The 26772-nt window shown below is 63.5% G+C and carries 38 protein-coding genes, 1 tRNA gene and 3 pseudogenes; 17 read left to right on the top strand and 25 right to left on the bottom strand.

Features of this window, described 5'->3' with window-relative positions:
- Positions 1–235 precede the first annotated feature (235 nt).
- The 5 genes and pseudogenes from AAFG16_RS13250 to AAFG16_RS13230 form a co-directional block, all read right to left on the bottom strand.
- A pseudogene (locus AAFG16_RS13250) lies at positions 236–1983 on the bottom strand (DUF3363 domain-containing protein); the annotation flags it as partial.
- Entirely contained in the window at positions 1980–2213 is a 234-nt protein-coding gene (locus AAFG16_RS13245) for a hypothetical protein (RefSeq protein ID WP_141379031.1), read from the bottom strand. The pseudogene AAFG16_RS13250 and the gene AAFG16_RS13245, both read right to left, overlap by 4 nt.
- Positions 2214–2530: 317 nt before the next feature.
- A pseudogene (locus AAFG16_RS13240) lies at positions 2531–3594 on the bottom strand (IS110 family transposase).
- Positions 3595–3793: 199 nt separating this feature from the next.
- Positions 3794–4510, bottom strand: coding sequence for a lytic transglycosylase domain-containing protein (locus AAFG16_RS13235; protein WP_342739399.1), 717 nt, complete (start codon positions 4508–4510; stop codon positions 3794–3796).
- A 179-nt stretch (positions 4511–4689) separates the two neighbouring features.
- Positions 4690–5203 (bottom strand): annotated as a pseudogene (locus AAFG16_RS13230) (S26 family signal peptidase).
- Positions 5204–5281: 78 nt separating this feature from the next.
- On the opposite strand from AAFG16_RS13230, the gene AAFG16_RS13225 reads away from it, so the two are divergent.
- Together AAFG16_RS13225 and AAFG16_RS13220 are read left to right on the top strand one after the other, a co-directional pair.
- Positions 5282–5647, top strand: a complete 366-nt coding sequence (locus AAFG16_RS13225) for a hypothetical protein (protein ID WP_271581682.1) — start codon at positions 5282–5284, stop codon at positions 5645–5647.
- Positions 5648–5783: 136 nt separating this feature from the next.
- Positions 5784–5993: a hypothetical protein gene (locus tag AAFG16_RS13220; RefSeq protein ID WP_014493150.1), complete on the top strand. Its 210-nt coding sequence runs from the start codon at positions 5784–5786 to the stop codon at positions 5991–5993.
- A 1064-nt stretch (positions 5994–7057) separates the two neighbouring features.
- Here AAFG16_RS13220 and AAFG16_RS13215 read toward each other — a convergent pair.
- Positions 7058–7134, bottom strand: a tRNA-Lys gene (locus AAFG16_RS13215).
- A 174-nt stretch (positions 7135–7308) separates the two neighbouring features.
- Here AAFG16_RS13215 and AAFG16_RS13210 point away from each other — a divergent pair.
- Positions 7309–8763 carry an integrase arm-type DNA-binding domain-containing protein gene (locus AAFG16_RS13210; RefSeq protein ID WP_342739398.1) on the top strand — a complete coding sequence of 485 codons (1455 nt, stop codon included), beginning with the start codon at positions 7309–7311 and terminating at the stop codon, positions 8761–8763.
- Between the two features lie 128 nt (positions 8764–8891).
- Here the strand turns inward: AAFG16_RS13210 and AAFG16_RS13205 are convergent, their stop codons facing one another.
- The 15 genes from AAFG16_RS13205 to AAFG16_RS13135 all read right to left on the bottom strand — a co-directional run bounded on the left by AAFG16_RS13205 (position 8892) and on the right by AAFG16_RS13135 (position 14859).
- Positions 8892–9020, bottom strand: coding sequence for a hypothetical protein (locus AAFG16_RS13205; protein ID WP_342739397.1), 129 nt, complete (start codon positions 9018–9020; stop codon positions 8892–8894).
- A gap of 2 nt (positions 9021–9022) precedes the next feature.
- The gene (locus tag AAFG16_RS13200) at positions 9023–9286 is read right to left on the bottom strand and encodes a helix-turn-helix transcriptional regulator (RefSeq protein WP_342739395.1); all 264 of its coding nucleotides are present in this window, start codon (positions 9284–9286) and stop codon (positions 9023–9025) included.
- A gap of 3 nt (positions 9287–9289) precedes the next feature.
- Positions 9290–9529, bottom strand: coding sequence for a hypothetical protein (locus tag AAFG16_RS13195; RefSeq protein WP_342739394.1), 240 nt, complete (start codon positions 9527–9529; stop codon positions 9290–9292).
- Between the two features lie 107 nt (positions 9530–9636).
- Positions 9637–9759, bottom strand: coding sequence for a hypothetical protein (locus AAFG16_RS13190; RefSeq protein ID WP_342739393.1), 123 nt, complete (start codon positions 9757–9759; stop codon positions 9637–9639).
- 90 nt (positions 9760–9849) lie between these two features.
- The gene (locus AAFG16_RS13185; RefSeq protein ID WP_342739392.1) at positions 9850–9993 is read right to left on the bottom strand and encodes a hypothetical protein; all 144 of its coding nucleotides are present in this window, start codon (positions 9991–9993) and stop codon (positions 9850–9852) included.
- 90 nt (positions 9994–10083) lie between these two features.
- Complete coding sequence (locus AAFG16_RS13180) at positions 10084–10305, bottom strand: hypothetical protein (RefSeq protein WP_342739391.1); 222 nt, start codon at positions 10303–10305, stop codon at positions 10084–10086.
- Positions 10306–10507: 202 nt separating this feature from the next.
- A complete protein-coding gene (locus AAFG16_RS13175) occupies positions 10508–11485 on the bottom strand; it encodes a nucleotide-binding protein (RefSeq protein ID WP_342739390.1) in 978 nt (325 codons plus the stop codon).
- 2 nt (positions 11486–11487) lie between these two features.
- On the bottom strand, positions 11488–11736 hold the full coding sequence (locus tag AAFG16_RS13170; RefSeq protein ID WP_342739389.1) for a hypothetical protein: 249 nt from the start codon (positions 11734–11736) through the stop codon (positions 11488–11490).
- On the bottom strand, positions 11693–11929 hold the full coding sequence (locus AAFG16_RS13165) for a hypothetical protein (RefSeq protein ID WP_342739388.1): 237 nt from the start codon (positions 11927–11929) through the stop codon (positions 11693–11695). Before AAFG16_RS13165 ends, AAFG16_RS13170 begins: the two co-directional genes overlap by 44 nt.
- A 149-nt stretch (positions 11930–12078) precedes the next feature.
- Complete coding sequence (locus tag AAFG16_RS13160) at positions 12079–12471, bottom strand: very short patch repair endonuclease (RefSeq protein WP_342740902.1); 393 nt, start codon at positions 12469–12471, stop codon at positions 12079–12081.
- 25 nt (positions 12472–12496) lie between these two features.
- A complete protein-coding gene (locus tag AAFG16_RS13155) occupies positions 12497–12901 on the bottom strand; it encodes an Eco29kI family restriction endonuclease (protein ID WP_342740901.1) in 405 nt (134 codons plus the stop codon).
- Positions 12856–13608 carry an RtcB family protein gene (locus AAFG16_RS13150; protein WP_342739387.1) on the bottom strand — a complete coding sequence of 251 codons (753 nt, stop codon included), beginning with the start codon at positions 13606–13608 and terminating at the stop codon, positions 12856–12858. Before AAFG16_RS13150 ends, AAFG16_RS13155 begins: the two co-directional genes overlap by 46 nt.
- A gap of 11 nt (positions 13609–13619) precedes the next feature.
- Entirely contained in the window at positions 13620–14189 is a 570-nt protein-coding gene (locus tag AAFG16_RS13145; protein ID WP_342739385.1) for a metallophosphoesterase, read from the bottom strand.
- On the bottom strand, positions 14186–14380 hold the full coding sequence (locus AAFG16_RS13140; RefSeq protein ID WP_342739384.1) for a hypothetical protein: 195 nt from the start codon (positions 14378–14380) through the stop codon (positions 14186–14188). Before AAFG16_RS13140 ends, AAFG16_RS13145 begins: the two co-directional genes overlap by 4 nt.
- 149 nt (positions 14381–14529) lie before the next feature.
- Complete coding sequence (locus AAFG16_RS13135) at positions 14530–14859, bottom strand: hypothetical protein (RefSeq protein WP_342739383.1); 330 nt, start codon at positions 14857–14859, stop codon at positions 14530–14532.
- A gap of 144 nt (positions 14860–15003) precedes the next feature.
- Here AAFG16_RS13135 and AAFG16_RS13130 point away from each other — a divergent pair, with 144 nt between their 5' ends.
- Complete coding sequence (locus tag AAFG16_RS13130) at positions 15004–15291, top strand: hypothetical protein (protein ID WP_342739382.1); 288 nt, start codon at positions 15004–15006, stop codon at positions 15289–15291.
- On the opposite strand, the gene AAFG16_RS13125 is transcribed toward AAFG16_RS13130, so the two are convergent.
- Complete coding sequence (locus AAFG16_RS13125; RefSeq protein ID WP_342739381.1) at positions 15266–15775, bottom strand: hypothetical protein; 510 nt, start codon at positions 15773–15775, stop codon at positions 15266–15268. The genes AAFG16_RS13130 and AAFG16_RS13125 overlap by 26 nt on opposite strands.
- A gap of 160 nt (positions 15776–15935) precedes the next feature.
- On the opposite strand from AAFG16_RS13125, the gene AAFG16_RS13120 reads away from it, so the two are divergent.
- From AAFG16_RS13120 to AAFG16_RS13080, 9 genes are all read left to right on the top strand, one after another.
- On the top strand, positions 15936–16223 hold the full coding sequence (locus AAFG16_RS13120; protein ID WP_342739380.1) for a hypothetical protein: 288 nt from the start codon (positions 15936–15938) through the stop codon (positions 16221–16223).
- Positions 16213–16512 (top strand): hypothetical protein, encoded by a 300-nt coding sequence (locus AAFG16_RS13115; protein WP_092218734.1) that lies wholly within the window; start codon positions 16213–16215, stop codon positions 16510–16512. The genes AAFG16_RS13120 and AAFG16_RS13115 overlap by 11 nt, the downstream gene beginning before the upstream one ends.
- A 1-nt stretch (position 16513) precedes the next feature.
- Positions 16514–16813, top strand: a complete 300-nt coding sequence (locus tag AAFG16_RS13110; RefSeq protein WP_092218736.1) for a hypothetical protein — start codon at positions 16514–16516, stop codon at positions 16811–16813.
- The gene (locus tag AAFG16_RS13105; RefSeq protein ID WP_092218737.1) at positions 16810–17193 is read left to right on the top strand and encodes a hypothetical protein; all 384 of its coding nucleotides are present in this window, start codon (positions 16810–16812) and stop codon (positions 17191–17193) included. Before AAFG16_RS13110 ends, AAFG16_RS13105 begins: the two co-directional genes overlap by 4 nt.
- A complete protein-coding gene (locus tag AAFG16_RS13100) occupies positions 17193–17579 on the top strand; it encodes a hypothetical protein (RefSeq protein ID WP_143130782.1) in 387 nt (128 codons plus the stop codon). Before AAFG16_RS13105 ends, AAFG16_RS13100 begins: the two co-directional genes overlap by 1 nt.
- The gene (locus AAFG16_RS13095; protein ID WP_092218741.1) at positions 17576–18319 is read left to right on the top strand and encodes a hypothetical protein; all 744 of its coding nucleotides are present in this window, start codon (positions 17576–17578) and stop codon (positions 18317–18319) included. Before AAFG16_RS13100 ends, AAFG16_RS13095 begins: the two co-directional genes overlap by 4 nt.
- Positions 18316–18960, top strand: coding sequence for a hypothetical protein (locus AAFG16_RS13090; protein ID WP_092218742.1), 645 nt, complete (start codon positions 18316–18318; stop codon positions 18958–18960). The genes AAFG16_RS13095 and AAFG16_RS13090 overlap by 4 nt, the downstream gene beginning before the upstream one ends.
- Complete coding sequence (locus AAFG16_RS13085) at positions 18951–19208, top strand: hypothetical protein (RefSeq protein WP_092218744.1); 258 nt, start codon at positions 18951–18953, stop codon at positions 19206–19208. Before AAFG16_RS13090 ends, AAFG16_RS13085 begins: the two co-directional genes overlap by 10 nt.
- A 574-nt stretch (positions 19209–19782) precedes the next feature.
- Positions 19783–20019, top strand: coding sequence for a hypothetical protein (locus AAFG16_RS13080; protein WP_342739379.1), 237 nt, complete (start codon positions 19783–19785; stop codon positions 20017–20019).
- Positions 20020–20091: 72 nt separating this feature from the next.
- Here AAFG16_RS13080 and AAFG16_RS13075 read toward each other — a convergent pair whose 3' ends face one another.
- The 3 genes from AAFG16_RS13075 to AAFG16_RS13065 are packed head-to-tail and all read right to left on the bottom strand — an operon-like array spanning position 20092 to position 21883.
- Positions 20092–20856 (bottom strand): ImmA/IrrE family metallo-endopeptidase, encoded by a 765-nt coding sequence (locus AAFG16_RS13075; protein WP_342739378.1) that lies wholly within the window; start codon positions 20854–20856, stop codon positions 20092–20094.
- Positions 20853–21284: a hypothetical protein gene (locus AAFG16_RS13070; protein WP_092218749.1), complete on the bottom strand. Its 432-nt coding sequence runs from the start codon at positions 21282–21284 to the stop codon at positions 20853–20855. Before AAFG16_RS13070 ends, AAFG16_RS13075 begins: the two co-directional genes overlap by 4 nt.
- A complete protein-coding gene (locus AAFG16_RS13065) occupies positions 21281–21883 on the bottom strand; it encodes a hypothetical protein (protein WP_092218751.1) in 603 nt (200 codons plus the stop codon). Before AAFG16_RS13065 ends, AAFG16_RS13070 begins: the two co-directional genes overlap by 4 nt.
- 210 nt (positions 21884–22093) lie before the next feature.
- Between AAFG16_RS13065 and AAFG16_RS13060 the strand changes: the two genes are divergently transcribed.
- Genes AAFG16_RS13060 through AAFG16_RS13045 form a run of 4 tightly spaced genes read left to right on the top strand, consistent with a single transcriptional unit; the run spans position 22094 to position 26724 of the window.
- Complete coding sequence (locus tag AAFG16_RS13060) at positions 22094–23635, top strand: DUF2235 domain-containing protein (RefSeq protein WP_342739377.1); 1542 nt, start codon at positions 22094–22096, stop codon at positions 23633–23635.
- Complete coding sequence (locus tag AAFG16_RS13055) at positions 23632–25074, top strand: nucleotidyltransferase (RefSeq protein WP_092218755.1); 1443 nt, start codon at positions 23632–23634, stop codon at positions 25072–25074. Before AAFG16_RS13060 ends, AAFG16_RS13055 begins: the two co-directional genes overlap by 4 nt.
- Before the next feature lie 26 nt (positions 25075–25100).
- On the top strand, positions 25101–25964 hold the full coding sequence (locus tag AAFG16_RS13050; RefSeq protein ID WP_211433500.1) for a nucleotidyltransferase: 864 nt from the start codon (positions 25101–25103) through the stop codon (positions 25962–25964).
- Positions 25957–26724, top strand: coding sequence for a hypothetical protein (locus AAFG16_RS13045; RefSeq protein ID WP_342739376.1), 768 nt, complete (start codon positions 25957–25959; stop codon positions 26722–26724). The genes AAFG16_RS13050 and AAFG16_RS13045 overlap by 8 nt, the downstream gene beginning before the upstream one ends.
- Positions 26725–26772 lie beyond the last annotated feature (48 nt).

Below are 26772 nucleotides of genomic sequence, written 5' to 3'. Positions count from 1 at the left end.
AAGTTTCCCGGCAAGCCGAACTATGGGCCCCCGCCAAGGCTCTCAGGGGCCTCCTGGACGTGCGCTACGGCACCCGCGACGGATCGGACTGCGCCGAGTTCTCAGGGGAGGGGCGAGACGCCCGTGACCTGAAGGTGTCGCGGAACACGGTTCGGAAGGTGCTGAGGTCGGGAGAGACCTCCTTCGAGTACGAGCGGCAGGTGCAGCCGCGGCCAAAGCTGGGACGATGAGCAGCGAGGTCGCGCTTGCGACTAAAGCCACATTCGATTCCACCGCCGTCCTTCACGACACCGGTGACGTGTTGGCCGAGCCTCTTTTCGAGTTCGCGGGACCAAGGCACGAGCTGGAAACCGAGCCCATTATCGATATGGCGAAGCGTCCCGATGAGCGTCAGCCGCTGGCGATACGTTCCCGCCACATGCTCCCCGGAGGCGGCATTCACGCGAGGCAGGCCGGTGCCGACCGAGACCTTTGCTGCCACCTCGTCCAGTTCGCGTCGACGCAACGTGTCCAGGAGATCGTGCTGCAGGATGATGCGTTGGCCCTGCCGCCGGGCCAGGCCCTGCTGGATCAGATGCTCGGTACGGGCCTCCATGGCGTCGCGGGTCTCGCGGCCAAATCCACCCATGGCGAGCGGTATCGGGTCGCGTTCGACGAGCCTGTAGTCGAGCCAGGTTGCTCCTTTAGCCGTCACCTGCCCACCGAGATCGAGGTCGGAACGGGTCGCTAGCACCACGGTCGGTCGCGGATCGCCGGCTTGGCCCAAGCGTCGGACCTCGACGATGCCGCCGACCGGCGGTGCATGTTCGAAAGCCTCGAGCCCTCGAAAGCACACATGGTGCGCCCGTCCGTCTGTTCCGTCGATCAGAGCATAGGCCTCGCTGGTCAGTTCGTCATGCAATCCACGGTCGACAAGTCGTCCGACAATCTGGAATGTCGGCTGGCCGCCCTCGATAATGAAGTCGGCAACGCCGCGAGCTTCTCCGCGCTCGGCAAAGGCGCGGTGCACTGTCTCGATGATGTCGCCGCGCATACCGAGGTCGCGCAAGCTGCGCTCGGCCTCGAGCCCGACCATCCATTCCTGTGGCGCGGCGGGTGCGGCGAGGCCCATCTTCTCCAGGTGTTGAAGACGACCGACCATCAGGCGCCGGATCTCGGGATCGGACTTACCGGGATTCTCCGGGCGAAGATCGATCGAGCCTGTCTCATCGGCCATCAGCCGGATCTCTCGGTCGAGCCGCGTCCATCGTTCCGCCGTGACTTCCCTCTCGAGCGAATTGCGGATCTCGTGCGCCGGCTTTGGACCGAGTTCGATGGCGACCAGTTCCTCGGCGCGTCAGCGCAGGCCTTGGCTAATGTAGTCGCGGGAGATCACGAGATCCGCTCCTTCCTCATCTACTCCCCGAACGAGAAGACGAACGTGAGGGTTGTCGGTATTCCAATGATCGACAGCCACCCAATCGAGGCGCGTACCAAGGTCGATTTCCATCTGTCTGGCGAGATCGCGGGTAAAGGCCTTCAGGTCGGTCATGTCGCCGGCGTCCTCGGGTGAGACGATGAACCTGAATGATGCCGGTCGTCCTTGCAGCGTTCTGCGAAAGCTGAGCTATCGGTGCGGCCACCGGCGGCATCGAACATCTCTCCGCTCGCCGCTCCGGGTCACGCCGTCACGCTTCAGATATAAAATGTGGGTCGTCAGCGGCGCTGAGCGAAAGGCTCGCCCTGTGTGACGAACCACGCGTGCCTTCACCACAACGCGGCGTGTCGGGCTGAACAATCTGGCGCGGCTAAAGGACAGCCTGCCGCGGCCAAACGTCGAGCGCCCATAGGCTGCAGCACGCCTGCCAGCTGCGGCCTGCCCCGAGGTGTGTCCTGCTTTCTTCGCGGCCCGCAGCACCTGGTTGATGATCTCTTCGGCTTCGGCGCGCGGGTACTGCGGATGCGTCCAGGCCGAATACGCAGATCGCTGTCGCCCACGCTCACGGCAAGGCCTGCCAACGATCAAAATCGCACATGGTGCCGAAGACGCCTTTGATTCCATTGGTCAAAATGCAAAGCGCGGCACGCGCCCCGACTGACCGGCACGCCAGAACCCAAGCCATGCCAATGGCTTGCGGTTCGACCGGCGAGCCCCTTTTATCTCGCCTTCCTAATCGGGCATGCAAAGTCAATCCACGTCTACGCTTTTCTGCGACTTTCTGCACTTCAAACATCACGCACTCCTTGCAACAGCAACGCACACACCTCACCAAAGCCGCGACCGCGGTTTGCATTCTCCAGGCGGGGTCCATGCGTTCCTTCGCGTTCAGCACTATGGCCGTCGCATGCTCTTCATCAGGTTCGTAAACAGGGCTGTCCAAGCAGTCTGGCGCTCTCATCACGTAGGACGGAAGCAGGCAAGAAATAGGGGACATTCCCCGTTTCGCGGCCCGCCAGGGGACGCTCACCGCGCGCGCGGATCTCTAATTGTTGCTCCTTCTCAGCATGCCGGCTGCAGCACCAGCGCTCATCCTCCGTGATCCAACAGAAGTTACTGCGCAGGCTTTAAGCGCAATCGTTGCGTGACCTTGGCACCGAAGCCGACGTGGAAGTCGGTCTCATTGACCCACATCCTGTGCAGAATGCTCGCAAGCTTGCGTGCAGCCGCGACGCCGCGCACAACATGCTCGACCGCTTGGCGATCCGCAGGCTCCAAGCCCGCAAGGCCGACCGTTTCCTGACCCGCAGCAACAAGCTAGCGGCCGCCTCGCAGAGCGCTTAGCGAACTGCGACGTCGCCCTGTTTGGTAATTCGGCCTTCGAAGTCGATGGACGTTCCAGACTGGTGTCGCCTTGGCGTCAGACCAAAATGCGCGCCGACTGTCCGAGATCGCGCAAACCGGAGAGGGTCATCGACACCAACCTTGAACGAAAGAGCCGCAACGGGACCGACGCCGGGTACGGTCATCAGCCGACGACAAATCGTATCATGTTGGACCACCTGCAGGAATACCTTATGCAATCGTTCGTAACCCTCGAAGATCGCTCGCCGTACGTCCAACATGGCCTCGATCATCACGGAGAATACCGGATCGCTGTGCTCGATGAGCTCGCGGACCTGCGCTTCGTATCCTCCGCGGCCGACCGCTCCAACCATCAGACCGTAAGCCCTCAGCGTGCCACGAATGTGGTTCTCGAGGTCGATCGGCTTGCGCTTGAGCAGCTTCCTGTTCGCCAGCAGCGAGCGCATTTTCTGCATCTCGATGTTCTTGACATGGACGGCGCGATACCAGCCCAGCCGCATCATCTGCGCGATGCCGCGCGCATCGTTGCGGTCGGTCTTATTGCGCATTGTCGAAAGCGAAACGCGCATATGGCGCGCTTCTACGACAATCATCGGAAGTCCAGCTGGTTGCAATTCGCGATACAGCCAGAAGCCTAGCGATGACGCCTCGACCCCCACTCTATCGAGGCGATCCGCGCAGCCTTCTACAGCGGAGCGGATTGCCTCTGGCTCCGTGCTGACCTTGACTTCGCGAACCGTGAGACCATCGCCATCAACGATGCAAACGCTGGTTTCTTCAAGGCCGACGTCCAGTCCAACGTACAGTTTCATCGGAGCTCTCCCTTGTGGCAACGACCTTGCAAGTCGTTGCACCAGGCTCCAGATTCGGCCACGACCGTCTTATCCCCGTGCATCGGTATCTCGAAGCCCGATTTGAAGAGCTGTCCTGCTGTCGTGCGTCCCCACCTCCATCGCCTTTCCGCACATTCTTCTCCAGCGCACGCCAATGCTTGCGAGGTTGCGCATTCGGTCATCGCGGGCGTCCTGCATCAGATCTCGCGACGAACAACCCTGTTGCCTGTGGCACGATGGCCGAGATGTTGTGAACGGCAGCGGCCGTCGGAGCCCGGTTCGGCGGGCGCCCAGGCTGCAGCCGTGCATCGGTCTTCGAGCTTCCAGACCGCACAACGAAGAGCACCGCTGCCGATCGCTGCAGGTTCGCAACTGCCTCCGAACCTGTGATGTCGTCGCCGACCACTGGTCCAAGCTTGTCCAAATTGGCCTGGGTCTCAGCTGGCAATGGACGACCGGCCAGATGCGTCTCGTAGCGAGCAGGTCCGGCGTTGTAGGCTGCAAGGAAGCCCGGTGAACCATACCGATCGTGCATTTCGCGAAGATACGCAGTACCCGCAAGAATATTGTCGCTGGGATCGTACGGATCGCTGCCGAGATGGTACCGCAGGTGCAGATCTGCCCAAGTCTCCGGCATGATCTGCATCAGCCCCATGTCGCCTTTCGGTGACTTGGCGCGCACGTCTCCAACGCTTTCGACGTCTATGACTGCGCGTATCCAGTGCACCGGGACGCCGAAGCGACGCGAGGCCTCCTCGACGAAAGCCGCAAATGGATCGCCAGTTCGATAACTCGCCGTAGCCACCGCAGGTCGCATCCGGGCGACAGCAGTAGCGTTATTGACGGCCAGGACGAGGAACAGCGGCACGACAACGCGCAGGCTTCTCTCGAGCAAGCACAAGCATGCCGCTGTGCGCGCGCCCGTCCAAAGTAAAGTCGCTTCGCGCCGGCCTTCCGGCCGCCCTGGACCGCCGCTGCGCGCGACGGCTGTGCGTTTGTTGGTCGGGACGGAGGAATGGTGCCGCACTCGGTCGAACAGAGGAATGGCAGATCGGACTCTCAACACGCGCACGATCAGTCCTCCCAAGTCCACACAGGGAACGCTCGGCCAATCACGGCCGATGTCGGCAAGAACCCGAAATAGCGGCCATCCAGCGAGTTGGCGGACTGCCAGTTCATGACGAAGAATTCGCCCTCGCCGACGACGCGGCAGCCCTGCCATTTCGGGAGCGGTCGGCCGCGGTCATCGCGCTCCCGCGCTTGCCCCATTTCGATCGCGTCGACAGAAACTGTGAGCCCCGTTTCGGCAGACGGTCTGCCCCGGAAGCGCCAGCACGCGCTTAAGCATCGGCACTCTGGCCGGCAGATAGCCGTTCAGGTCGAGGAAGCTTGCAAGCCGCTCCGGTGGCTGTACGGCGAGGAGTTCCGTGACGAACAGGCTGTCAACCGGTCGCAAACGATAGAGGCCGAACGGTACGCTCTCGGATGCATTCCAGACGTAGAGCGGCGTGATCTCGAGAACGATAGGCGCGATGAGAGCCGCGGCACCGCCGAGCATCGCGGTCAGTGTCTTGAACCTGCCGATCATCGCATGATCCTCTGCCGGTGAAGCCACGCCTGGTGGCCCACGGGTGGCAGGAGCTTTGCGGCTCCCAGCACCCTGCGTATGGGTGTCGGAATTCGCGCGCACCTCGGCTCATCCCTAAGTCCGCTTGCCATCCGCGCGTTGCTCGTGCATTGCGCCGAACCCATAGACATCCCGCATGTCGAGGTCCGGGGTCGCGCCTCTCAACATCTTGCCGAAATTGCGATCTGCAATGACGATACCGTCCGCGTCGTGTTCGAGGGAACGATCACCGCATCCAAGTACATAAGGGCGCCAATCCCCGTTCCTGACGAACCTCTTGAAGGGCTGGTCAAGATCAAGGAGACGCTTGTTTACGCGACCGAAGTCGCCCCCCACCATCCAGGCAACTACACGCGCGCGGGTCTGGATGTGATCTTTCGACCGAACAGCGGGCAAGGTACGTGACAAGGCAACGCATGCTGTATCGAAGAGCTTCTTCGGCAAGGATCGGCCCACGGTCACCGAAGACGAGTTGCGCCGCGACGCCTGGAATGGGAGAATTGCCTCCATGCCGAGAATACATATCGGGGACGCTCGCTCGATGCTCCCGCATTCAATTCACTACAATGCGCGCGCGGAAGGACACAACAGCAAGAAAAAGCAGGAGCTGAAATACGCGCTCATCGTGTCTGTTACGGCGCGCCGCGTGACCGACCTCTACAATCGCATCGTGCGCCGTTACCGCGGAACGTTGGAAGCGCTCATGCCTGTGATTGAAATCCCTGTGCGTGTCGAAAGCCAGGAGGAATAACCTCGTGAGCTATTCGAAACGCGTCCTCTTCGGCAATGACCCGGAAGACGAGCCGGTGCGCGCTAAGCTTCAAGAGCAAGCCGAGGCCCTTCTAAGATCATTCACCTTCAAAATCCCGATGCGCCGCGAAAATCGCCTTCCTGGGCCCCACTGGGATTCCCGATGACCATTGGTACTGCAATGCGTCGTCGATGAATTGAGCATCGCGACGATCAAGGTCAACGATCAGTTGTGCGCACGCTCAGAAGCCGAGGCAAAGATCATCAAAAAGAGAGCTGAAGAGCTCTACAATGGCTTCCTCCAGGAAGACGTTCGGATACCCGCAAAGCTATAAGTCGGCGTGATGCGTTAGCGATCAAGCGAGTCCATGCTGCGTCCTTGCTGCGTGGAGCCGCCGATACAAGTTGGTAGTCATTGAAATTGAACGGGAATTTTTGCGAACGATGCCGCGTCGGAATTCGTGGGACGGAATCGCAATTTTTGCGATGAAATAAGAGAATTTCAGAGGGTTTGGTGGTTGGGGCGGCAGGATTCGAACCTACGTCTGGTGGAATCAAAATCGGCTGCGGCGGGCCTCGGCGCGAAACGATGATTTCTTCTCGGGCGCGGTCGCAACCATACCAGGTTCGCTCCAGGACCGACCTCCGTAAAACTCGACGAACGCGATCGAATGCAAGACACGTGCAGGCTACCGTACCGACCGACAGCAAAAACTTCAGAAAACTTAGCCAATCCATCTCGTTCTCAACGACAACCTTGGGGGAGCGAAGGTTGATATTCGATCCTCGCGAATAGACAAGGTGGTCAAACATTCAGATGGAAACCACCCCAAGGTGGCTGGGCAAATGTGCATGGTTCACGGAGCCGACGATCAAGAGGGCCGACAGTTGCGGCGCGGTCGTGCCTGTAACAGCTTGGCGACGCTCATTCGCTTCCCGAAAAAGATTGCCGGCGCTTCACATTATCGAGAGCCAGCCGAGCGAAAACTCGAAAAAACACCGTTTGAAAAACCGTTTTAGTTCGGCCGTCTCAAACGGTCTCTCTCGCTAAGGTCCTGATTTATATGGTGGGCGCACCAGGGCTCGAACCTGGGACCCGCTGATTAAGAGTCAGCGGCCCTACTCTCAGTCAGCTACCTCCCGAAGGATTGGTGGGAAGCTAAGTCGCCGACGATAGCTCAGACCTTTCAGCGCGTTAACCCTGAATCCGTCGCGGACTGAACAACGGCGGGCCTCCGTTGACTCCTCAGGCCCGTTTGGCGACTTTGCCCCCAGTTGGCCCCCGATTTCCCGACCGGGGGCAAGGGGGGAGAGAGTTGGCCGACATCATCACGCAGAAGACCATGGCGAAGGCGCTGCGCGACCACGCCGCCGGCGAGTCCTACGACGTCGCCGACGGCCGGATCGCAGGGCTCGAGCTGCGCGTGCGGCCGCGGTCGGTGAGATGGTCGATGCGGACGGCGCTGCACGGTAAGCGGACGCGGTACGACCTCGGACCCGCGGTCGCGGGATCGGAGGACGTGGCTGGGCTTTCCGTCGACGGGGCGCGGTCCCGCGCCGCCAAGGTCGCCGAGATGTGTCGCAATGGACACAACCCGGCCACCTTCCTAGCCGCCCTCGCCTCCGGCGTCTCGATGGAGACGCAGGTCCGGATCGAGGCGGCCAGGCCGAAGCCGAGCTGGACCTGGGAGGACGCGAAGAAGAACTTCCTCGCCGAGACGCTGCGGACGCGCCGCGAGGACACGCACCGAGACTACCGCGGCAAGCTGATGCCAGCCGAGCTCGACCGGTTCGCCGGGCGCATGGTCAACGCGATCACCATCGAAGAGATGGCGGCCGCGATCGCGGCGGTCCATGCCCGCGGTGCGGAGCCGATGTCGCAAGGAATGGTGCGGACGATCAGGCGCATGTGGAATTGGCTCGCCGAGCCCGCGCGCCAGGCCGAGACCAGCGTCGCCGAAGGCGTGATGGCGAAGCTGTCGGCGCCGGAGCGCACGCGCGTGGAGCTGGGCGAGGAGGCCTTCGATCCGGATGAGGAGGACGGATACACGCCGGATCCCATCGAGATCGGCCGCGCGCTCGCCGTCGCTAGGCTCGGCTGCCTGCCGGAGCGCATCGGACTCGGACTCGAACTCCTGATCGGCACGGTACAGCGACGCCGGGCCGTGACCGGCGCCAGCCGCTGGCGGTTCAAGGACTACGCCGAGATCAAGGGCGAGCAGGCCTGGTACGTGCCGCCGTATTTTAGGAAGAGCGGCACCAAGCGCGGCAACCGCTCGCACCTGGTGCCGGTCGTAGGATTCGCAGCGAAGGCGCAGCAGCGACTCTGCAAGCTCTCCGACTTCGAGGGTAGCGAGGGTTGGCTCTTCCCGGCAGGAAGGGCGTCGCGGACCGGACGTGGTTACGCCGAGAGCGGCCTTTTTAACGACTGGTTGGCAGCCATTCCGGGCGTCGAGTTCTCGCCGCACGGCGCCAGATACGCGTTCGCGACCTACGGCGAGCGCGACCTCAGCTTCGCCCAGGGCGAGGGCAAGCTGATCCTTGACCACCTCGAAGGCGTCGAGCTGAAGGACGTCACCGGCACGTTCTACAGCAGCGATCCAGGCATCGCGCGCAAGCGTGCCATGATGAAGGCCTGGACGGAGTGGTGCGACCATTGGACCGCGCAGGCGATCGAGAAGGACAAAACCCTGCTGAACGCCGACGTCATGGGCAAGACGATCAGGGCCGAGCGCTACAAGTTCAAAAAGAAGAAGGCCCAGGCGGAGTGATGCCGGGGCCATTCTCAAGACCAACCCGTTGGTTTACCCGCTTAGTGGCGGAAGGTGGCTACGCGCTGACTTTATCAGGCTGCGAGCTTACGGTTTACCCGCGAGAACGCGAACGTCATCGATTGCGATCATGCGCCCAAGTCTGCCGGGTCTACCCGCCCGTCGGCGGATGCGGATACGGCTTCGAAGAATGCGGCCTCGACGATCGGATCGTCTCCACACGCCTCGTCGTCGAACACGAAATCCTCGTCTTCCATGGTCAGTCCTCCAGTTCGCGCAGCATCTGCAGCGCCATTTTGTCGAGCCACCGCCCGGCATTCGCCATGCGGTCGGCCTCTTTCGAGAGCGCGCCGGCGACGCGTCGATAGACGTCGTCCGTCACGGGTTTGTCCCCGTTCACGATGAACGACATCATCTGCCGGCTGATGCCGGCTGCTTCGGCGAGCTTCGAGTGGCCGCGATCACCGAACGCGACGACGGCGGCCGTCGCGATCTTGACGTGGCGGGGGATGCGCTTCGCCATCGATCAGGCCGAGTAGTCGAAAGAGTGAGCCGCCTCGCGGTTGACGATCATCGACGCGTGACGCCACGCCGCGAGCTGCGCGCGGCGGCTGGTGATCGCCTTGAACTCGATGCCGTTCCAGCTCGGATCGAGCCGGTCGTGGAGCGTGGCGACATACTTGAAGAAGCCCTTGCGGACGGGCTGCGGAACGTTGAAGCGAGCGCGGTTGCCGGCGCGCGCTTGCATCGGATTGCGGTTCGACATGGTTGCCTCCTCTCGGCGCAGCGAAGGCGGCGCTCCTGACGCCTCTAGCCCGGTGGGCGTTGCCGGCGCCGGGCGTGAGGTCGGGCGTGAGGTCGATGTCGAACGGATCAGCCGAAAACCCGATCGAACACAAAACCGTCGCCGGGCTGCGGCGGCTCGCGGTCGACGATCACGTACTTGCCGTCCCGCTCGATGAGCACCCGCTCGTCATCGTACGACCAGTACGCCACGCCGACCGGCGGCGAGTTCTTGCCGAACGCAAGGACGTAACCGGCTTCTTCGAGGCGATCTTCGAGCGTCTCGCCAGGAGCGAGCCTGGCCTAGATCACGTTGTAGGCGACGCGGAGGTCGTCGAGGTTGAACGCGTTCATGAGCAGGTTGCGGTCATCGACCAGTTCCTGGCCGTCGCAGAGCAGCGTGTTCGCCGCCTCGAAGTCGATATCCTTGTCGTCGAAGTCCTTCATCGTCGCCTCCTCGACGCCGGAAGGGCGTCTCTACGGCCCCGAGCCCGGTAGGCCTGAGGGCCGCCGGGCGTGAGGTCGATGTGGAGGGTGTTAGAACCGACGTTCGTAGCGACTGGCCTCGCGGCCATCTTCGCGGTGGTGGAGCCCGGCCAGCTTGGTGATACCCGCGTCGCTGAGCAGCGACAGGCCGCCATGCTCTTCGAACAATTCGATCAGCAGGCGCTCGCCGATTTCGGTGTTGTAATTGGCGCCAGGGCAGCCGTAGAGGCTCTCGATATCGCCAGTGGACTTGTCGCGGTCGGCTTCTGCCATCTCTCTGCTCTCCTCTCGGCGTCGCGATCATCGCGCCGTCTTTGGTAGACAATATGTCTACCGCTCCAGGAGAATGCAATAGATAATTTGTTGACAAGGCTCAGGAATCAAGCGCGTGAAGAATCCTTAGCTTCCCAATCGAGGTTAATTTGCCTGCTATAGCAGGCATTTTCGAGAACGAAGCGCGAAAACGCCTACTATACTAGGCGTTTCGCGGCATCGTTCTCCACGATTTCAACAGGCAGAGCAGCGACCGCGCTGTCCCATATAGACGACAGCGTGCTGCGTTGGGTCGAAATTGTCCGATATAGACGACAATCTCAGCGCTTCGCGCGCTTCTTCTTCGCAGGCCGGCGCCCGTCCGTCGGAGTGAAGTCGCCGACGTGCAGCCAGTCGCGCCGTCGGTGTCGAGATCGCAGCGTAGCATCTCGAGCCGGCCGACCAGGTTGTTGCGACTGCCGGGAGATCCGTCGAAGCGCAGCATGTGCCGGCCGCCGATGTCGGAGAACGGCTTCACGGCACCGATCTGCACCAGCACCGTCTTCTCCTGATGCCGGCCCATCGCGAGGCCCGCTTCGAACAGCACGTTCGGCCGCGCCTGCCCCTGTTGTCGGCCTTCCGTGTTGCGTTCGTGCCGGTCGACGAAGACGTCCTTGAGCTGCACCAGGTCGTCCGGCGAGAACATCACCAGCACCGCCTGCGCCTGATCCATCACGCGGTCGATCACGTCGCCGACGAACGGGTTCGCTCCGCGGCGGGCCCTACGCAGTGCCTGGTCCCACTCAAGCGGCTCCAGCCCGAGCGAACGCAGGAATGCGAACATCGACTCGCGCAGCGCGTTGTCGCGGCCGTGCACGACGAAGATCGTCTTGCCGCGCGTCAGCCGCCGCGACTTCTTCGCCGGCGCCGCCCGCCTGGCCGGCTCGGCCGGCCGCGGCGCCTCCTCCGGATCCCGGCGCCGGTGACCGCCGCCGAGATAGCCGCGGACCTCTGCGCGCTCGTCCGGGGTCGAGAACCGGTTGACGTTCAGGCCCTCGCGCATCGCCAGCAGGAGCGCCGCCTGCGGCCGCTCGAGCCCGGTCTCGTTCACGACGCGCACGATGCGCGGATAGACCGCCTTCGGCGTGATGCCGAGGCGGCGCGCAATCTGTGCGATGAGAGCCTGATTGATGCGCGCCAAGGCTACCGGCCTCGCGCCTTGCGGTGGCGGGCGACGTTCACGTAGTTCGGGCCGACGTCGAGGATGCCGGCGATCTCGCGGGCGGAGAAGCCGATCGCATCGAGCTTGAGCGCCGCAGCGTCCTTGTCGTCGACGTCCTTGGTGTAGATCAGCGCCAGCAGGCCGGCGATCTTGTCGAGCGCCGTCGTGCCGCCCTCGCCGTTCGCCTCAGCGGCGGCGGGCCGCGCTTTTCTTGCTGCCTTTTTTGCCATTGCCCTTGTTCCTGCGCTGACGCTTGAGTTCGGAGACGGATGCCGCCGTCGAGCCGGCCGCCTCGGCGGCGTCCTTGGCCGGCAGCCCGAGCGCTTCGAGGAAGTCGACCCGCGCCAGCACGTCGCGAAACTTGTCGCGGTCGCTCTCGGCTGCCTTCGAGAGCGCCAAGCGCGACAGCGCCCGCCCGATCACGGGAGCCAGGTCGCGTAGTCCGGATCATGTGCGGCCATGCAGGTACCTGCGGTTGAACGAATCGCGCTCGCATCGCGTCGGTAGCGGTTCCCGAAGGCAACCCGGAAAGGTCCGGATATGCGGACTTATCCATCAAAAAGGATTCGAAATCAGCGACTTGCTTGGGTTCGGATGGCTTTGATGCGCTTTGCCACCGCTCGGAGCTCGTCGTCCTTGATCTGGCACTCCCAGATCTCCACGACCTTCCAGCCGAGCTTTTCGAGCGCGGCCTTGTTGCGATCGTCGCGGGCGCGGTTTCCCTCCAGCTTCGGCAGCCAGAAGTCGAGCCGCGACTTCGGCAGGCGCGCGAGCTTGCAGTCGGGATCCGGATGGCGATGCCAGAAGCAGCCGTGCACGAACACGGCGACGCGGCGGCTCGGCAGGATCAGGTCGGGACGACCGGGCAGCCCCTTCGCGTGGAGGCGATAGCGAAGGCCGGCGGCGTGCAGCGCGCGACGGACTCGCATCTCGGGCTTGGTATCGCGGCTACGCACCCGCGCCATCTGCGCGCTGCGTTCCGGCGACGTCTCATTCGTCGTCTTCGCCACCGGCTTCGTCCGGATCGGGGCCGGGCGCCTCTTCACCAAGCGGCGAGACCTCAGCCTCCTTGACGTCGCCGTCCTGGCGGAAGCCCGCGAGCATCTCCTCGAGCAGCGCGGCGTGGTCCTTGCGAGGCGGATACTTCTGCAAGACCTGCTCGATCTTCTGCGCGATCTCGGCCGGCGTGAACTTATCCTCGATCTCGTCGTCGAGCGCCCACGGTCGACCCGGATGGACCACGTCCCAGGGCGAACGCTTGTTCTTGCGAGTGCCGGTCGAGTCGCCGTGCTTGCTCATTCCCCAGCACGCCTTCGTCTCCGAATTCCACACCGGCCAGAACGTCCGGATCAGATGCTTCTCTGCGACGAGTTGCGCGTTGGTGGCGCAGACCAGGCGCCGGCAGGTGAAGTCGCCGAGCTTGAGGGCGAGAGGCCTCGACGTCGAACCACCTGATGAAGGGGCAATGGTCGTCGTGACGGGAGTTTCCCCAGCCCTGACAGAAGCGAAAGGTGAATGCCGTCCATGTCGGACTCGACCCAGGCCTCGCCGTCGTCGAACAGCGGATGCTCGACCCGCTCTTCGTTGGTGCGGCCGACGCCGAAGGAGATCGCCTTGGAGATGTCGCGAGCGATCGTCGGCACGATGCCGCTGATCTCCTCGAAAGGCGTATCGAGCCGGACCGCCATGTTGCCGCAGCCGATGTCGAAGCCGACGCCGGATATGCTGATCTGGTTTTCGTAGGCGATGACGCCGCCGACGGGCTGCGCGTAGCCGAGATGGCCGTCGGCGCAGATGACGCCGGCGACCACGTTGCCGAGAGACATGCAGTTGCGCATCTGATCGATGGTGCCCTGGTCGTGGTCGCCGAAGACCTTCAGCGACGCATCCTTGTAGGCGTCGCCCTGGGGCGCGATGGTGTTCGCTGCGATCTCGGCGGCGGCCTTGTCGGCCTCGCGCTTGTTGTGCTCGGCGCGCGCTGCGTCGCGGAACGTGCACCAGGCCGGCATGCCGCGGCCCTCGCCGACGCGGGAGTCGGGATCGATCCCGGCGGTGGCGCAGAGCTCGCGCGCACGGGCCTGGTGCGGGTCTGAACGGTTCATCGCTTCTTTCCTCATTTGGGTTGCGGCAGATCGTTCTCGATATCGTCGCCCACCTCGGGATCCACCAGCGGCGGCAGCGTCGCCATGTAGGCCTTGATCTGGTTGAGACGAACCGGCGCCGCGCCGAACACATCGACGCCGACGTCGCAGCTCTGCTGGTTACCGGGGAGCCGGCCGTGATTGTGGCCGTACAACATCAAGGCGCCCTTTCTGATGCCCGGCCAGGTACGCAGCGCGTAATGGCACAAGACCACGCGCTGGCTGTCGATCGACACGAAGGCCATCTGGTTGATCGTCTTCCACGGCAAGGCGAGCGTGTCCGGGCCGTCATGGTTGCCCACGATGAGGTGCTTCTCGCCGGGCAAGGAATCGAACAGCCGCTTCAGCTCCTTCGGATCATCCGCGCGGTGCGCGAAGTCGCCGACCACGATCACCTCGTCGGTCGGCTTGACGACCCTGCGCCAGGCCGACGCCATGGCCTCATTCATCTCGGCGACGCTCGCGTAGGCACGCGTCTCCGGGCAGAACTTCAACATGGAGGCGTGGAAGAAGTGGGGGTCGGCGTACAGGAACGTGCTCACTGCATCTGCCCTTTCGGCTCGAACCACATCGCCCGCGCCACCTCGACGTCGGCCGGGTTGACGATCATCTCGGTGTCGGCGTCGTCGCCGGGCTCGTAGCGCAGGTCGGCCAGCCGGCAGACGATGACCTCGCCCGGCTGCTGGATGACGACATGACCCGGCGCGATCTGTTCGTTCGCGTGCAGCCTCATGATTTCGATTCCTTGTCGGCGGCGCCGAAAGTCTTGATGTGGAAATCCCAAGCAGCCTGCTGCTCGGCGTCCAGCGCACGATCACGTCGCCCTGTGCGCCGCGCGCGACGGCGTAGAGCGGGTCGTAGGTCGGTGGGGTCGGCCACCGATCAGCCGATGCTGGAAGCGGTGACGACGCCGGCAGCGGCGGCGTCGTCCAAGTCCTTGTTGACGGCCTCGGCGAGCTTCGGTTCGCAGGGAATCTCGAACTTCGTCCTGGCCGCCTCCAGCTCCGCGAAGTGCCCCTCGACGTACTGAACGGCGCTCTTGAGCGCGGAGCGCGCGTTGGCGAGCCAGATGCTGGCGGTCTCGCCGGCGTCGTGCAGGTCGATGTGCGCTAGGATCTCCTCGGCCATCGCCTTGATGTCGCTCAGCGGCCTGGCCTCGGTGTCGATGCCGGCGGACAGCGCGCCGGCGACGGTTTCGTTCTCGATGGTCATGGTGCCTCTCCATGGATTCGAAAAACGACAGATCGATAAAATGCGGTCTGCCTGCTTAACTTCGTTACTATGTCAGCCTGCTATAGTCAACGCCATCGGACGCCGGGCGTTCGGCCCGAGTCCTTGAGCATGAAAGGAAAGAGAATGAGCGGCGACAGCCATACCAACTTCAACAGCGGCGGCTTCTCGGCGGGCGCGGCGGCCGGATCGCTAACGGTCGCCGGCGCGTTCGTGGGAGCGCTGCAGGCCGCGGCGCAGCTCAACGCCCGTCGCTGGGAGAGCTGGAATCGCGAGCAGCTCGAGACCGCGCTCGACCTTTCGGAAGAGCTGCGGCGCCACGCCTACGAAGAGCGCGAGGAGCTCCGCGTCGAGAACGCGAAGCTCCTGATGGCGATGCGCCGCGTGGCTATGCGGCGGGCCTCGGCCCGGTAGCGTAGCGCAGGAACTCCGGAGCCGGCTCGACAGAGACCGGCTCCGGAGCCCATTCCGCAGGCTCCAGCGGCTGCACCTTCCGGACGCCCTTCAGCAAGTAGATCCTACGCACATGCGCGGAAACGGCCTGATTATCGGCCGAAATCAGCGTCTCGACCTCGTTCCGCGTCAGACCGGGCAACCAGTTCTTGAGCTCGCGCGGCAGCCATGTCGGCACCGGCGCCGGCCTGTCATCGATGATCGAATCCGCCGCCCACGCCAGCACCGACCTGGCGATCTTGTCGTGATTGTCGGCGAGCGATTTCCGCTCGGCGAGCTCGGACTTGAGGTCGCTGACGAGAGGGCTGTCGCCGGCCGGCGGGCCATCGGCGGCGCCGCCGAGCAGCCCGGCGAACAGCCGGCCCGGCAGACGGAGCGCTTCCCACACGAACAAAAACGCGCCCTTCAGCGCGGCCCCGATGGCCGAAAGAATGGATCTCAGCATGACGTCACCTCCTGTTGGCTGGTCATCGGAGCACGATTTACTGCAAGCCGGAAATCGGGCGCCCCAGACAAGGATTCGAGGTGCGCTTGACAAGGGCACACGTCGGACGCATGCTGTTCGATAAACAATAGCATTCCAAATTAACGATCAGGACTCGGAAGTGAAGAAGCCCGCATGTCGCAAATCGCAGCCCCAGCGCATCGAGTGCGTCGGCGAAGGGCTTTACGGTGACGAGTGGAAGACCCGTCTTGCCGCCGGCTTGGGCATCTCCCGGAGCCAGCTTTTCGAGTGGCGCCGCGGGTCGAACAAAACGGCCCGACGCGACATCGATGGCGAGCTGATCGCGCTGATCGACCGCGAGCGCGACGCCTCCAACGAGCGCGGTCTGAAGCTCTCCCGCCTGCGCGCCAAGTTGCTGCTGATGATCGGGGCGGACGATGCTTCCTGAGACCATCGCCGCCTTCGGCACGGCCTGGAGCGATGCCGAGTTCGACCGCCTCACCCGCCTCTATGCCGAGACCGGTGGCGACATTCGCGTTATCGCGGCCGCGATGGGGCGTTCGATCAGCTCGATCTCGACCAAGTCGTCGATCATGGGCCTCGCCGTCGAGGGCAACGACCTGGCGATGCGCAAGTGCCTCGGCGGCTGCGGACGGACGTTTATGAGTCCGGATAAGGGCGTGCGCATCTGCCCGCGCTGCAAGGGCGACCCTCGTCTTCCCTGGGGAGTCTACTGACATGTCGATCATCAATTTCGCCGACCGGCGCAAGACCGAGCCTTGCGTAGTTGACGTCGACCGCACGCTCGTCGTGCACGGCCGCGAGTACACCCTCCGCCGCAGCTCGTGGCGCGGCAATAAGACTGGCGGATGGGTCGGCGTCCGCGACAGCGAAGGTCGGATGATGTTCGTCCGGGGCGGGAACCCGCCCGACTCCCTTATCGTCGAACTGATCGGAGCATGGGTGGACGGATACGGCGTCGGCAGGAAGGAAGCCGCCAAGGCCGCGGCGCGCGGCTACACGGGAGACATCGTATGAGCAAGCAGAACGATTTCTATGAGCGGGTAGTTGCCGCGCTCCACGCCATCGACCGCCGGGGCTTGAAGCGCCTCTCCAAGAAGCTGCTCAACGCGCATCCCGGCGATCTGGACCTCCCCGACGGCGCGGAGTTTTCCAACACCTTTCTCACCCGGGTCGAGAACACCGTCTCCCGTGCGATGCACGTCAAGGTCGCCTCGCTACGCGCCCAGGCCAACGCGCTGGAGCGCGCCGCCTTCGACTTCGACGGCAAGAGCGCAGTGCGCCGCTTCGAGGTCAAGACGGCGCATCTGAACAGCATGAACGAGCTCGTGGAGGCGTTCGCCGACGACTGGTGCGACAAGAACGTGATCGGCTGGAGGAAGAAGGAGGCTGCATAATGGTAGGTGGATTCCCACAGCGCCGACCGTTGCCGGCGAAGATCGCAGAGGTGCCGACGGTCGCGGCCGAAGACCGCGGTATCATCGAGCCGCGCGCGCCGGCGCCGATCGGGCCTCCGCCGCGCTGCGCGCGCCCGCTGCCGCCGATGCCAACGGCGCCGAAGCCGACGGCGCCGAAGGTCGGCGGACTGCCGCTGGTGCCGCGCCGCCCAGCGCCGCCGACCGTCAAGCGCGAGGGTCCGCTGCCGCCGCCGAAGGCCGCGACGCCGGCGCCCGCCGCCGTGAAGCCGCCGCCGACGCCGTACGTGCGCAAGCCGCCGTCGCAGTATCTCGATCCGGAGAGCATCCCGTACGACCCGCCGCGGAACTACGGAGTGCGTCGGTGACGCAGCCGCATCAGCAGGAGATGGACTTCGGCGTGTTCGCCACCGCCGCAGCGAACCACGCGCGCCGCCGCAACGCGCCGCCGCAGCCCGACCGCGATGGTCTCTTCGACGCCGAGGGTGTCACGATCATCGCCGGGCACCGGCAGTGCGCTGTCGAGGTGGAGAGCGACCTGTTCGCCGACATCCAATTCAAGGAAACGAAGGTCCGCGTGACGGCGATCGCGCCGGGTCGCTGGGATGCCGTCGCGGCGCTGGCGGCCTGCACAAGGGCACATGGCAACAGGGTCTATGAAGTCGACTACGCCACGGCGAAGCCGACGAACCCCGGCGGCCTGGACGAGATCAGGATCGCGCGCGTCGTCGGCGCCGACGGCGTCAGGCCCTACTTGTCGAAGAAGGGCAGATACTTCGAGGCTGCCTATGGCGTGTGGGCTCCGGTCGAGCGACCGCTAGAGACGGAGCAAGGATTCCGCGAAACGTTCCGTGTGTCGGCAGGCAAGCCGACATGGGTATTCCGCAAGCTGTTCGACGGTTTCGCTCCAGACGGGCGGCGCCACCGCTTCGCCGGAGACCCCACCGTCCGCCGCTCCCTGCGCGCGCTGGAGGACGCCGGCCTCGTCCGGCTCGAGCTCGGGCCGCGCGGCGGCATGGCGACGGCGAAGGTGAGGTGGACGGAGCGCGCATTCCTGGCGCCGGTACTCTCGGCGGAGGACGAAGCGGCCATGGGGATGCTGGCATGACCAAACTGAACGACGACATCAGAATCCTGGTCGCGCTGAGAGAGGGCTACGACGTAGTCGACCAGTATAAAGAGGGCTATGGATGGAGTAATCCGCCGGTCTACTACCGCGGGATCGAAGACAGGGCGCAGACGGTATGGCGCAACATCAGCCTGTCGTCGATCGACCGGGCCGTGACGAATGGTCTGATCGAAATCGACCGCGAGCGCTCCGGCGAAAGCTTCGGCCGAGGTCATCACCGCCGCCACAAGCTGACCGAAGCCGGCGCTATCGCCGCCGCCGCTCTGGCGGTCACGATCGACCAGGCGATGGCACTGCCGAAGCCTAGGCCACCGAAGCCGCCGATGACGACCGAGGAGTGCAAGGCCGCGAAGCAGGAGCGCTACGCGCGATCGACGCTCAAGTATCTCGCCAAGGGCGGCCGCCTGGTCCGCGCTGACGGGAAGTGGATCTGCAGGCACATGGATTTGCCGTACGTGCCTCCGGGCCGGAATTCCTGGTACGTGTCCGAAGACCGAAATCTGCCGCTGATCCGGCATCTTGTTGAAGAATTCGTCGGCTGCGACGGGCTGCCTTCGCTCCGGATTACTGCCGCCGGCGCCGAGATCATCGCGAAACGGAAGCCGCTGAGGTGCGCCTGACGCCGGCGCCGTTGCACTTGCTCGTCGCCGTCTCGCGTGGCGCGCGGCTGCGGCATGTCGGCGGCTGGTTTTCCTTGATCAAACCGAATGGGGACTTCGAGCGCGTCCACGGCCGCGGCGTCAACACGCTGATCAAGCACGGCCTCGTCGAGGGAATCGACAAGTTCGACTGGCGCCTTTCCGACGCCGGCGCGGCCTGGTTGGCCGCGAACGGGATTGCGGCGAAATCGGACAAACCTCGAAATTAAAGGCGGCGCCGCCCAGGTAGTAACGGGGGGCGTCAAGGAATCGGACATCAGCGGTGATGGCGTCACCTGTGACGCTCAACGGTATCGCACGGTGCAGTGACGGCAGGATACCGTGCGATAATGTGAAGCTAACTGACCTTAACTTCCCTTCGGCACCACGTCCGGACCCGGGCGCCGATGTGAGAATGCAGGGGGCTAAGAGGGTTCCCCGCCCCCGCGTTCTCACCCTCGACAGAGCCGGCGCCTGCAGAAAACGCATTACGGCTGCAGAAAAAGCATTATTTCGGGGGCCTTCGGCAGAAAATGCATTACACCGGCAGAAAAAACCTAATTCAGCCGACCCCCGGCAGAAAAAGCCTCACTCCGCCTGGCGTCCAATGATGGCAGCTTGAACTAGCGGCCGGCGCCGTCGAGCAGTCGCTGGATCTCTCGCTCGAGGTCGAAAGCAAGGTGATTTATGCACCACGGCACTTTGACGCTGCTCGTTGCCATTGCAGCTTCAACAGGCCTCATTGTGCTCGGCCTTGCAATTTTTCTGTCGCCGTGACTCACTTAATTTGGAGGAGCGAAATCGATGCCAGCCCATCATCCCTGCGATCACCTCTTTAACGATATCCTTGAAGCGTTCGAGCGCATTGCCCGTGGCGCCTCTCCGAATTGCGCGGATGCGTTGCTTAAAGTTCTTCTCGACTATGGACTTGTTCGGCCAACTGTACGGGTGATCGACCGCGACTCGCTCGGGCCCATCGTTCGTCATGGCTATTCGCTGTCTTCTGAAGTTCGATCGGAAATGGCGTCTTCGCTCAGGTGAGCGTAAAAGCGGTGATCACTCGCGGTCGAAGTTGCCTCACCGTTTACGATAGTGCCCGACCCTTCCTCTCGATCATGCCACAGCCTCGTCCGGAAGCTTCAAGACCGTGAGGATTTCATCATCCGGCAACCGGAAGGATTGCTCCTCGACCTCGAAGCGATCGCACCCCTTGAACCCGAACCACGCGTCCGCCGGCATCTTCCTCGGAAAAGTTTGTTCGGCGGCACCGTTGAACAGCATGTCCGCGGCGAATGTCGCGCGATCCAGCGAGTCCAAGGGAAACCACCACGGCTGAACCATCGGAGATATCTCGAACCAGCGCCGCTTCTTCTTGTTGTGGCAGGCGATGATCATGGGAAAGCGGTTCAGGACCGTCATCTTGAAGAGCGTCGCCGTCAGGCTTGCTGAATACTCTTCGGCGATCTCTCTGGCTGCCGCGAGCGTCGGCCGCTTCACGCGCCGCAGCCGAGGGCCCAGCAAATAGTTCGGTAGAATGAGATCCGACGCGAACGCATCGGCCTGACGCTCGGGGTCGAGGGGACCGTTGGCGAAGTTGCAGACGTCTCGCCCGCCGCAGAAGAGCATCCTGCCCCTATGATGGTGCCAGTGCCCGAGTTCGTGAGCGAGCGAAAATCGGCGGCGCTCAGGAGGGCTTCGACCGTTGACGGTGATCACCGCCCTTCTCTTCGACCCGACGATGGTCGCCTCGCAGCGATCGAGCGGCCGATAGTTCACGACCGCGCCGCGCGTCCACGCGATGGCCTCCAGGTCTATCTCGCCGGGAGAATCGATCCCCAGGCTAAGGAGTATGCGCTCGGCGGGACTGAGCGCGGTCATTCTTCCTCCTGCGGATCCTCTGCCTCGAGCGCAGCGAGCTGGGCAAGGTCGTCCAGCATGCCCTGTTCGTCGCTATCAGACAGGCCTTTGGCTTTCCGCGCCGCCATCATGTCGAACGCACCCGTCAATTCGCCGGCGCGCATTGCTTCCAGCTTTCTCCGGGAGGCATCCCTGTCTTCTGGGAAGGACTTCGCCGACTGTGCTTTGAAGGCCAAAACTGCTTGCCTAGCCTGCTCCAAGCTCTTCTTAGCGGCCACGGATTTGGCGTGCGCAGTGACGGCGTCCATTTCCGATACCACGGAGGCGGGGTCGATACCCATTGCCGCGAGCTCCTCACGCAGCTCCTCCGAAGAAGCGGCCAGAATGCTCTCGTCGATCGCATCGTCCAGCTTGCGGAGCTCATCCTGCGAGGTGCGCTTACTGGTCATAACCGAAATCCGTCCGGGAACTTCTTGGCCAAGGTCCGTCTGATCCGCTTCATGATGTAGTCGTAGCCAGCTTGATCGACTCCGATCTCATCGCGCAATGCCTTTCCTCGATTCTGGCCCGAAATGGCGATGACGGCCAACTGCGCCTCTTCATCGCCTTCGAGGGCTTCGTAGATGACCTTGATGACGTCCTCGGCCTGCTTCTCGATCAGCAGCGCCTCCGGGTCGAGCTGATCCGAGGCGACCTGCTTCTCGCCGCCGTCGTGCCCACGGCCGTCCGAAGTCAGCGACTCTGTGCGGGCGAGCGCCTTCCTGCGGTGCGACGCAATGCTCCGCATCGACTGCGCCAGGAACGCGACGAAAGATTCCTCTCTCGGACAACGGCGTTGGCCGACGATCGCCTGGGTGACGGCCTCGCGATATAGCTCATTCTCCTGGAAATCGGTCCCGCCCCGCCGGCGCCGCTCGATGAGCCGGAGCTTTCGCTTGTCGTCGGCGGACATGGAATCGAGCTTCTCCAGCACCTCCTCGGGAGCAAGGTGCTCTGTCTCCGGGGCGGCGGTCACGCCGCCTTTCGGGGATCCGCTCTCATCGTCCATGGTCTCGAAGACCCTATGCCGCGCTCGGCGACGGAATCGGACAAAAAAATCCGTCCCGCGCGAAAAATAAATGCTGTCCGAATCCGGGCTTCTCGGCGGCATACCCGGGGAGAAGCCGAAGTGGGATGAAATAGACCAGCTTTGGCCTGATACAACCAGGAAGCCGGCGGTGCAACCTTGAGCGGTCGCCCGAGCAGGAGGCGAACGCTTATGTCCAAAAATATCGTCGTCTTCTCGGACGGCACGGGTCAGGACGGCGGCGCCCGTCCCGAGCAGCGGATCAGCAACATCTACAAGATGTACCGGATCTCGCGCGATCACGCGGACACCGGCATCCATCCGTCCCGCCAGGTGGTATTCTATGACGCCGGTCTCGGCACCGATATCGGCACCACGGCCCTGACCGCTCCCGTCCGCTTCGTGCAGAAGCTGCTGGGGTCCGTGACCGGCGCCGGCATCAAGCGCAACATCGCCGATTGCTACGAATTCATCGTCAACCACTACGAACAGGGCGACAGGATCTTCCTATTCGGCTTCAGCCGCGGCGCCTATACCGTCCGCAGCCTGGCCAACCTGCTGATGCTCTGCGGAGTGCCGACGAAGGCCCCCGGCGGCGCCCTGATGCGCTATCGTAAGGCCGTGAAAGACATCGCTTGGGAGGCCGTCGACACCGTGCTCGAGCACGGCGCCGGTCACCCGAGGGCAGACTTCGAGGACGAGCGTCTCGAACTGGCGAAACGCTTCCAGCTCAAATACGGCTCCGGCGACGGCTCGGATTCGAACGTGGCCCCCTATTTCATCGGCGTGTTCGATACCGTCGCTGCCCTGGGCGCCAGCGGCCTGCGTTACCTCGTCATCCAGGCGGGCCTCGCCGCCGGCGTTGCGACCGCAGCCTTCGCGGCAGGGTTCCTCCCGTCCGTGCTGATCGCGCTGCTGTGGTCCTGGTGGTTCGGCGCCGGCTTCATGCTGACCGGCTTCATCGCCCAGGTCGCCATCATCGCCGTCGTGCTCTGCGCATTCTGGTACTGGCAGAACAAGTCGACGACCAAGACGATCGTCGACTATCCCAAGCCGGGGGAGTCGCGGTCGCACAAGGCCGTGTGGAAGGGCGCAAACTTCGACCGGCTGCTGAGCCGCCACGTCGCCTTCGCTCGCTCGGCCAACGCAATCAACGAGACGCGGAAGGACTTCGACCGGGTGGGCTGGGGCGGAAGCGACGCCGGCGCGCCTCACTTCGCTGGTCACGAACGTCTGCGCCAGTGGTGGTTCGCCGGCAATCACTCCGACGTCGGCGGCTCCTATCCCGAGCCGGAGTCCCGCTTGTCGGACATCGCGCTGGAATGGATGTGCCGCGAAGCCGTTTCCGTCCCGGATGGCCTGCTGACAGGCCCGATCTTCGTGAACGGCGAGAAGTTGCAGGGCAGCGGCGACATCGGTGTTGCGCTTTACGTCTATCCGGACGCCGGCGGCATGCAGCACTGCGAGGTCGCCGGCATGCGTGACACGCTGGACGCCTTGGCGAACAAGCTACCGAACTGGTCGTGGGTCCGTAGGCTGATCGGCCGCCAGAACTGGGAAGTGAAGGTGCGCGACATCGATGCCGCCGCAAAGGTCCACCCAACGGTCGTCCAGCGCTTCGAGCTTCCAACCGTTGTGCAGTGCGCGACCGGAACAGCGCCCTACCGTCCCGACGCACTCGCCGGCCACAACGATTTCAAGCGGTACTACCCGGGCAAGGCTGGCGCGTCATGAAACTGGTCGCGCTTTTCGACGACTTCTTGAAGGAAACCGTCAACCTCAACAAGACCAGGATCGATCTCCTCGAAGCCAGCATTCCGGCGCTCAAGTCGTTTGTCCGCGATTCCGATTGGACGCCAAAGGTCCGCTCGTTCGCGGAGCAGGGGTCGTGGGCCCACGAGACAATCATCCGGCCGGTCGACGGAGGAGAATTCGACGCCGATCTGTTGGTGATGGCGGACCCGGTCGAGGGCTGGACCGCCGCCGAGTACGTCGAGAGCCTCGGCCGCGTGTTCTCCGGCAGCAAGACCTATGAGGACAAGACGAAGACCTGGGACTATTGCGTCACGATCACCTACGCCGGCGACCGCAAGATCGACCTCGCTCCCTGCGTCGTCGGCCGGCGCTGGGACGGGAGCATGGAGGTGTGCAACCGCAAGGGAGGCTTCGAACTCTCGGCACCCGTCGACTATACCGCGTGGATGAAGGAGAGGAACGCGTACTCGGGCGGCAATTCCTTCCGCAAGGTTACGCGCCTGATGAAGTATCTGCGCGACATCAAGACAACCTTCACCTGTCCGTCCGTGCTGCTGACGACCCTTCTCGGCAACCAGATCCATTGGTTTGACAAGGACACGGACGCGTTCGCCGACGTTCCCACCACGCTGCAGACCGTGGTGGGTCGTCTCGACGATTGGCTAAGGATGCACCCGACCAGGCCTTCGGTCACGAATCCGAAGCTGTCGAGCGAGGATTTCTCACCGCTCTTCGGCAGCGACGATCAGTATTCCAACTTCCGCACCGTGATCGCCCGCTACCGGAAATGGATCGATGAAGCCCACGCGATGGAAAGTCGGCAGGAGAGCATCGCGGCGTGGCAGAAGGTGTTCGGCGAGGAATTCGGCAAGGCCAGCGTCATCAAGGTTGCGGCCGATGCCGCGGCCGACGGGCTCGCGAAAGTCCGCGGGCTGCTGTCGTCGACGGCGGCCCATCTCAACGAGTTGGTGGACGTGGTGAAAAACTACGGCATTTCGGTCCTGCCGCCGGATTTCTCCCGCCCGCCCCACATCCGCCGGCCGACTTGGCGGCACGCGCCGACCCTCGCGACGGTTCTGGTCACCACCGAATGGCGGGAGCGGCGGGCTTCCACGGGACGCGCGATCCGCGCCGGCGACGTACTCCGTCCCCACGGCGGCCTGCATTTCAAGGCCATCGACACCGACGGCAGAGCCATCCCGCCGGATTTCGAAGTGCAATGGCGGATCACCAACACCGGCGCGGTCGCCATGGCCAAGGGCGCGGGCCGCGGCGGCTTTTACCCGGATAACTCCTCGCAGGGGCGTTGGGAGACGCTCGACTTCCGCGGGGTACATCTTGCCGAAGCCTTCGTCATCCGCCGCAGCGACGACGTGCTGGTCGGCGTCAGCAAACCGTTCTACGTCGTCATCGAGTGACGGCGAGAACCGAGGTCATCGAAGACATGGCATACACGGTCGAAGCATCGTTCAACGCGTTCTACGACGAGATCAACCTCGGCGGCGACCATCGCGACACCGCGAACAAGCGTCGCGACAGGATCGTCGATCTCCTGAAGAACGACTTCACCATCCTGGAGGCCTACAGCGCGGGATCAATCCCAAAATACACGGCCCTGCGCGGCCATGCGGACCTCGACGTCATCGTCGCGTTGCATTACGGCAAACACGTCAAGGGCAAGCTTCCGAGCGTCGTCCTGCAGAACGTCAGGGACTCGCTGAGCGCTTACAGGACCGGCGTGAGAAGCAACGGCCAGGCCGTCACCCTCTACTATGACACGTGGCCGAGCGTCGATATTGTTCCCGTCAGCCGCGTCACCGACAACGCGGGTACGGTGACGCACTGCGAGGTGCCTAATTCCAGGACGGAAAGCTGGATTCCGAGCAAGCCGAAGGAGCACGCCGCGCTGATCGAGACGGCGTCGACCAAATGCGGCGCGAACTTCCGGCGCATCATCAAGATGGCGAAGGAATGGAATCGCGTGCACAGCGAGTATCTGACGGGCTATCACATCGAGGTTCTGGCGCTGAAGACGTTGGATTCGAATCTGGACGACCTGCCTTGGTATCTGCACATGTTCTTCGACAAAGCGCGCGACCTCGTCCGGCAGCGTCTTTGGCACCAGGTCTCCTACGTCGACGACTACCTCTCGGCGACGGGCCGTGCCGAGGCGGTCAAGCGGTTGGAGACCGCATACTCGAAGAGCTTGTCGGCGTGGTATGCGACGCACGGATCCAACAAGGACCACGCGACCGCGATCGGACTCTGGAGACAGATTTTTGGAGACAGGTACCCCGCCCATGGTTGAACAACCGTCACGCAGCGATCCGATCGGAGATCGCTTCTTCGAACCGCTCGTCAAGGCCGACAAGGTTTCGGACATCTTTTTCTACGTCGCCGGCATCCTGTCCCTGCTCGCGCTGGTCGTGGAGCAGGGCTCCTGGCCGCAACTCTATTCGCTGGTACAGATCGGCTTCGTTGTCGTAGTCGTCGCGCTCTTCGCGGTCACTCTCGCGGTGCGGCTCTACTTTTCGCCCCGGGCGCAGCAGCGACGCTATTCGGATTTTTTGTCGCACGCGTTCGATCGTCCTTTGAGCTTTCAGCAGACCACGGGCTACTACAATAATTCCGCGCAGAACGGATGGCGGCGCATCGCCGCCCAGGTGCTCGAAAACTCGTTCTACACCGGGGATACGCTGGCGCAGATGTGCACGGCGGAGAGGATCAGGCTCGCGCTCTATTTTGTCGTCTGGATCGTCGTCGCGCTCAATCGGACCACCAATCTGGCCACGATAGGCGTGGCGGCCCAGATCCTTTTCAGCGAGCAGATCGTCTCGCGCTGGTTCCGGATAGAATGGCTCCGGAGGGAGTGCGAAACGATCTACGGCGAACTCTTCCGCCTCATACAGGGCAAAGGTCTGACCGAGGTGCTGGCTCTCGAAGCGCTCGGCCGCTACGAAATCTCTAAGGCCACCGCGGCGCTGGTGCTGTCTTCGAAAATATTCGCACGTCGTTCACCCGTCACCGACGCCGACTGGGCGAAGACGAGGGCGACGCTAGGTCTGTAGCCCCACGTTGGATTTGCACCTCGATCCTCGGCCGACTCGACTCTTTGT

This window comes from Bradyrhizobium sp. B117 (genome assembly GCF_038969555.1).
GTDB lineage: Bacteria > Pseudomonadota > Alphaproteobacteria > Rhizobiales > Xanthobacteraceae > Bradyrhizobium.
Note: the sequence above shows the minus strand (reverse complement) of the source record. Positions and strands in the feature narration are given on the sequence as shown.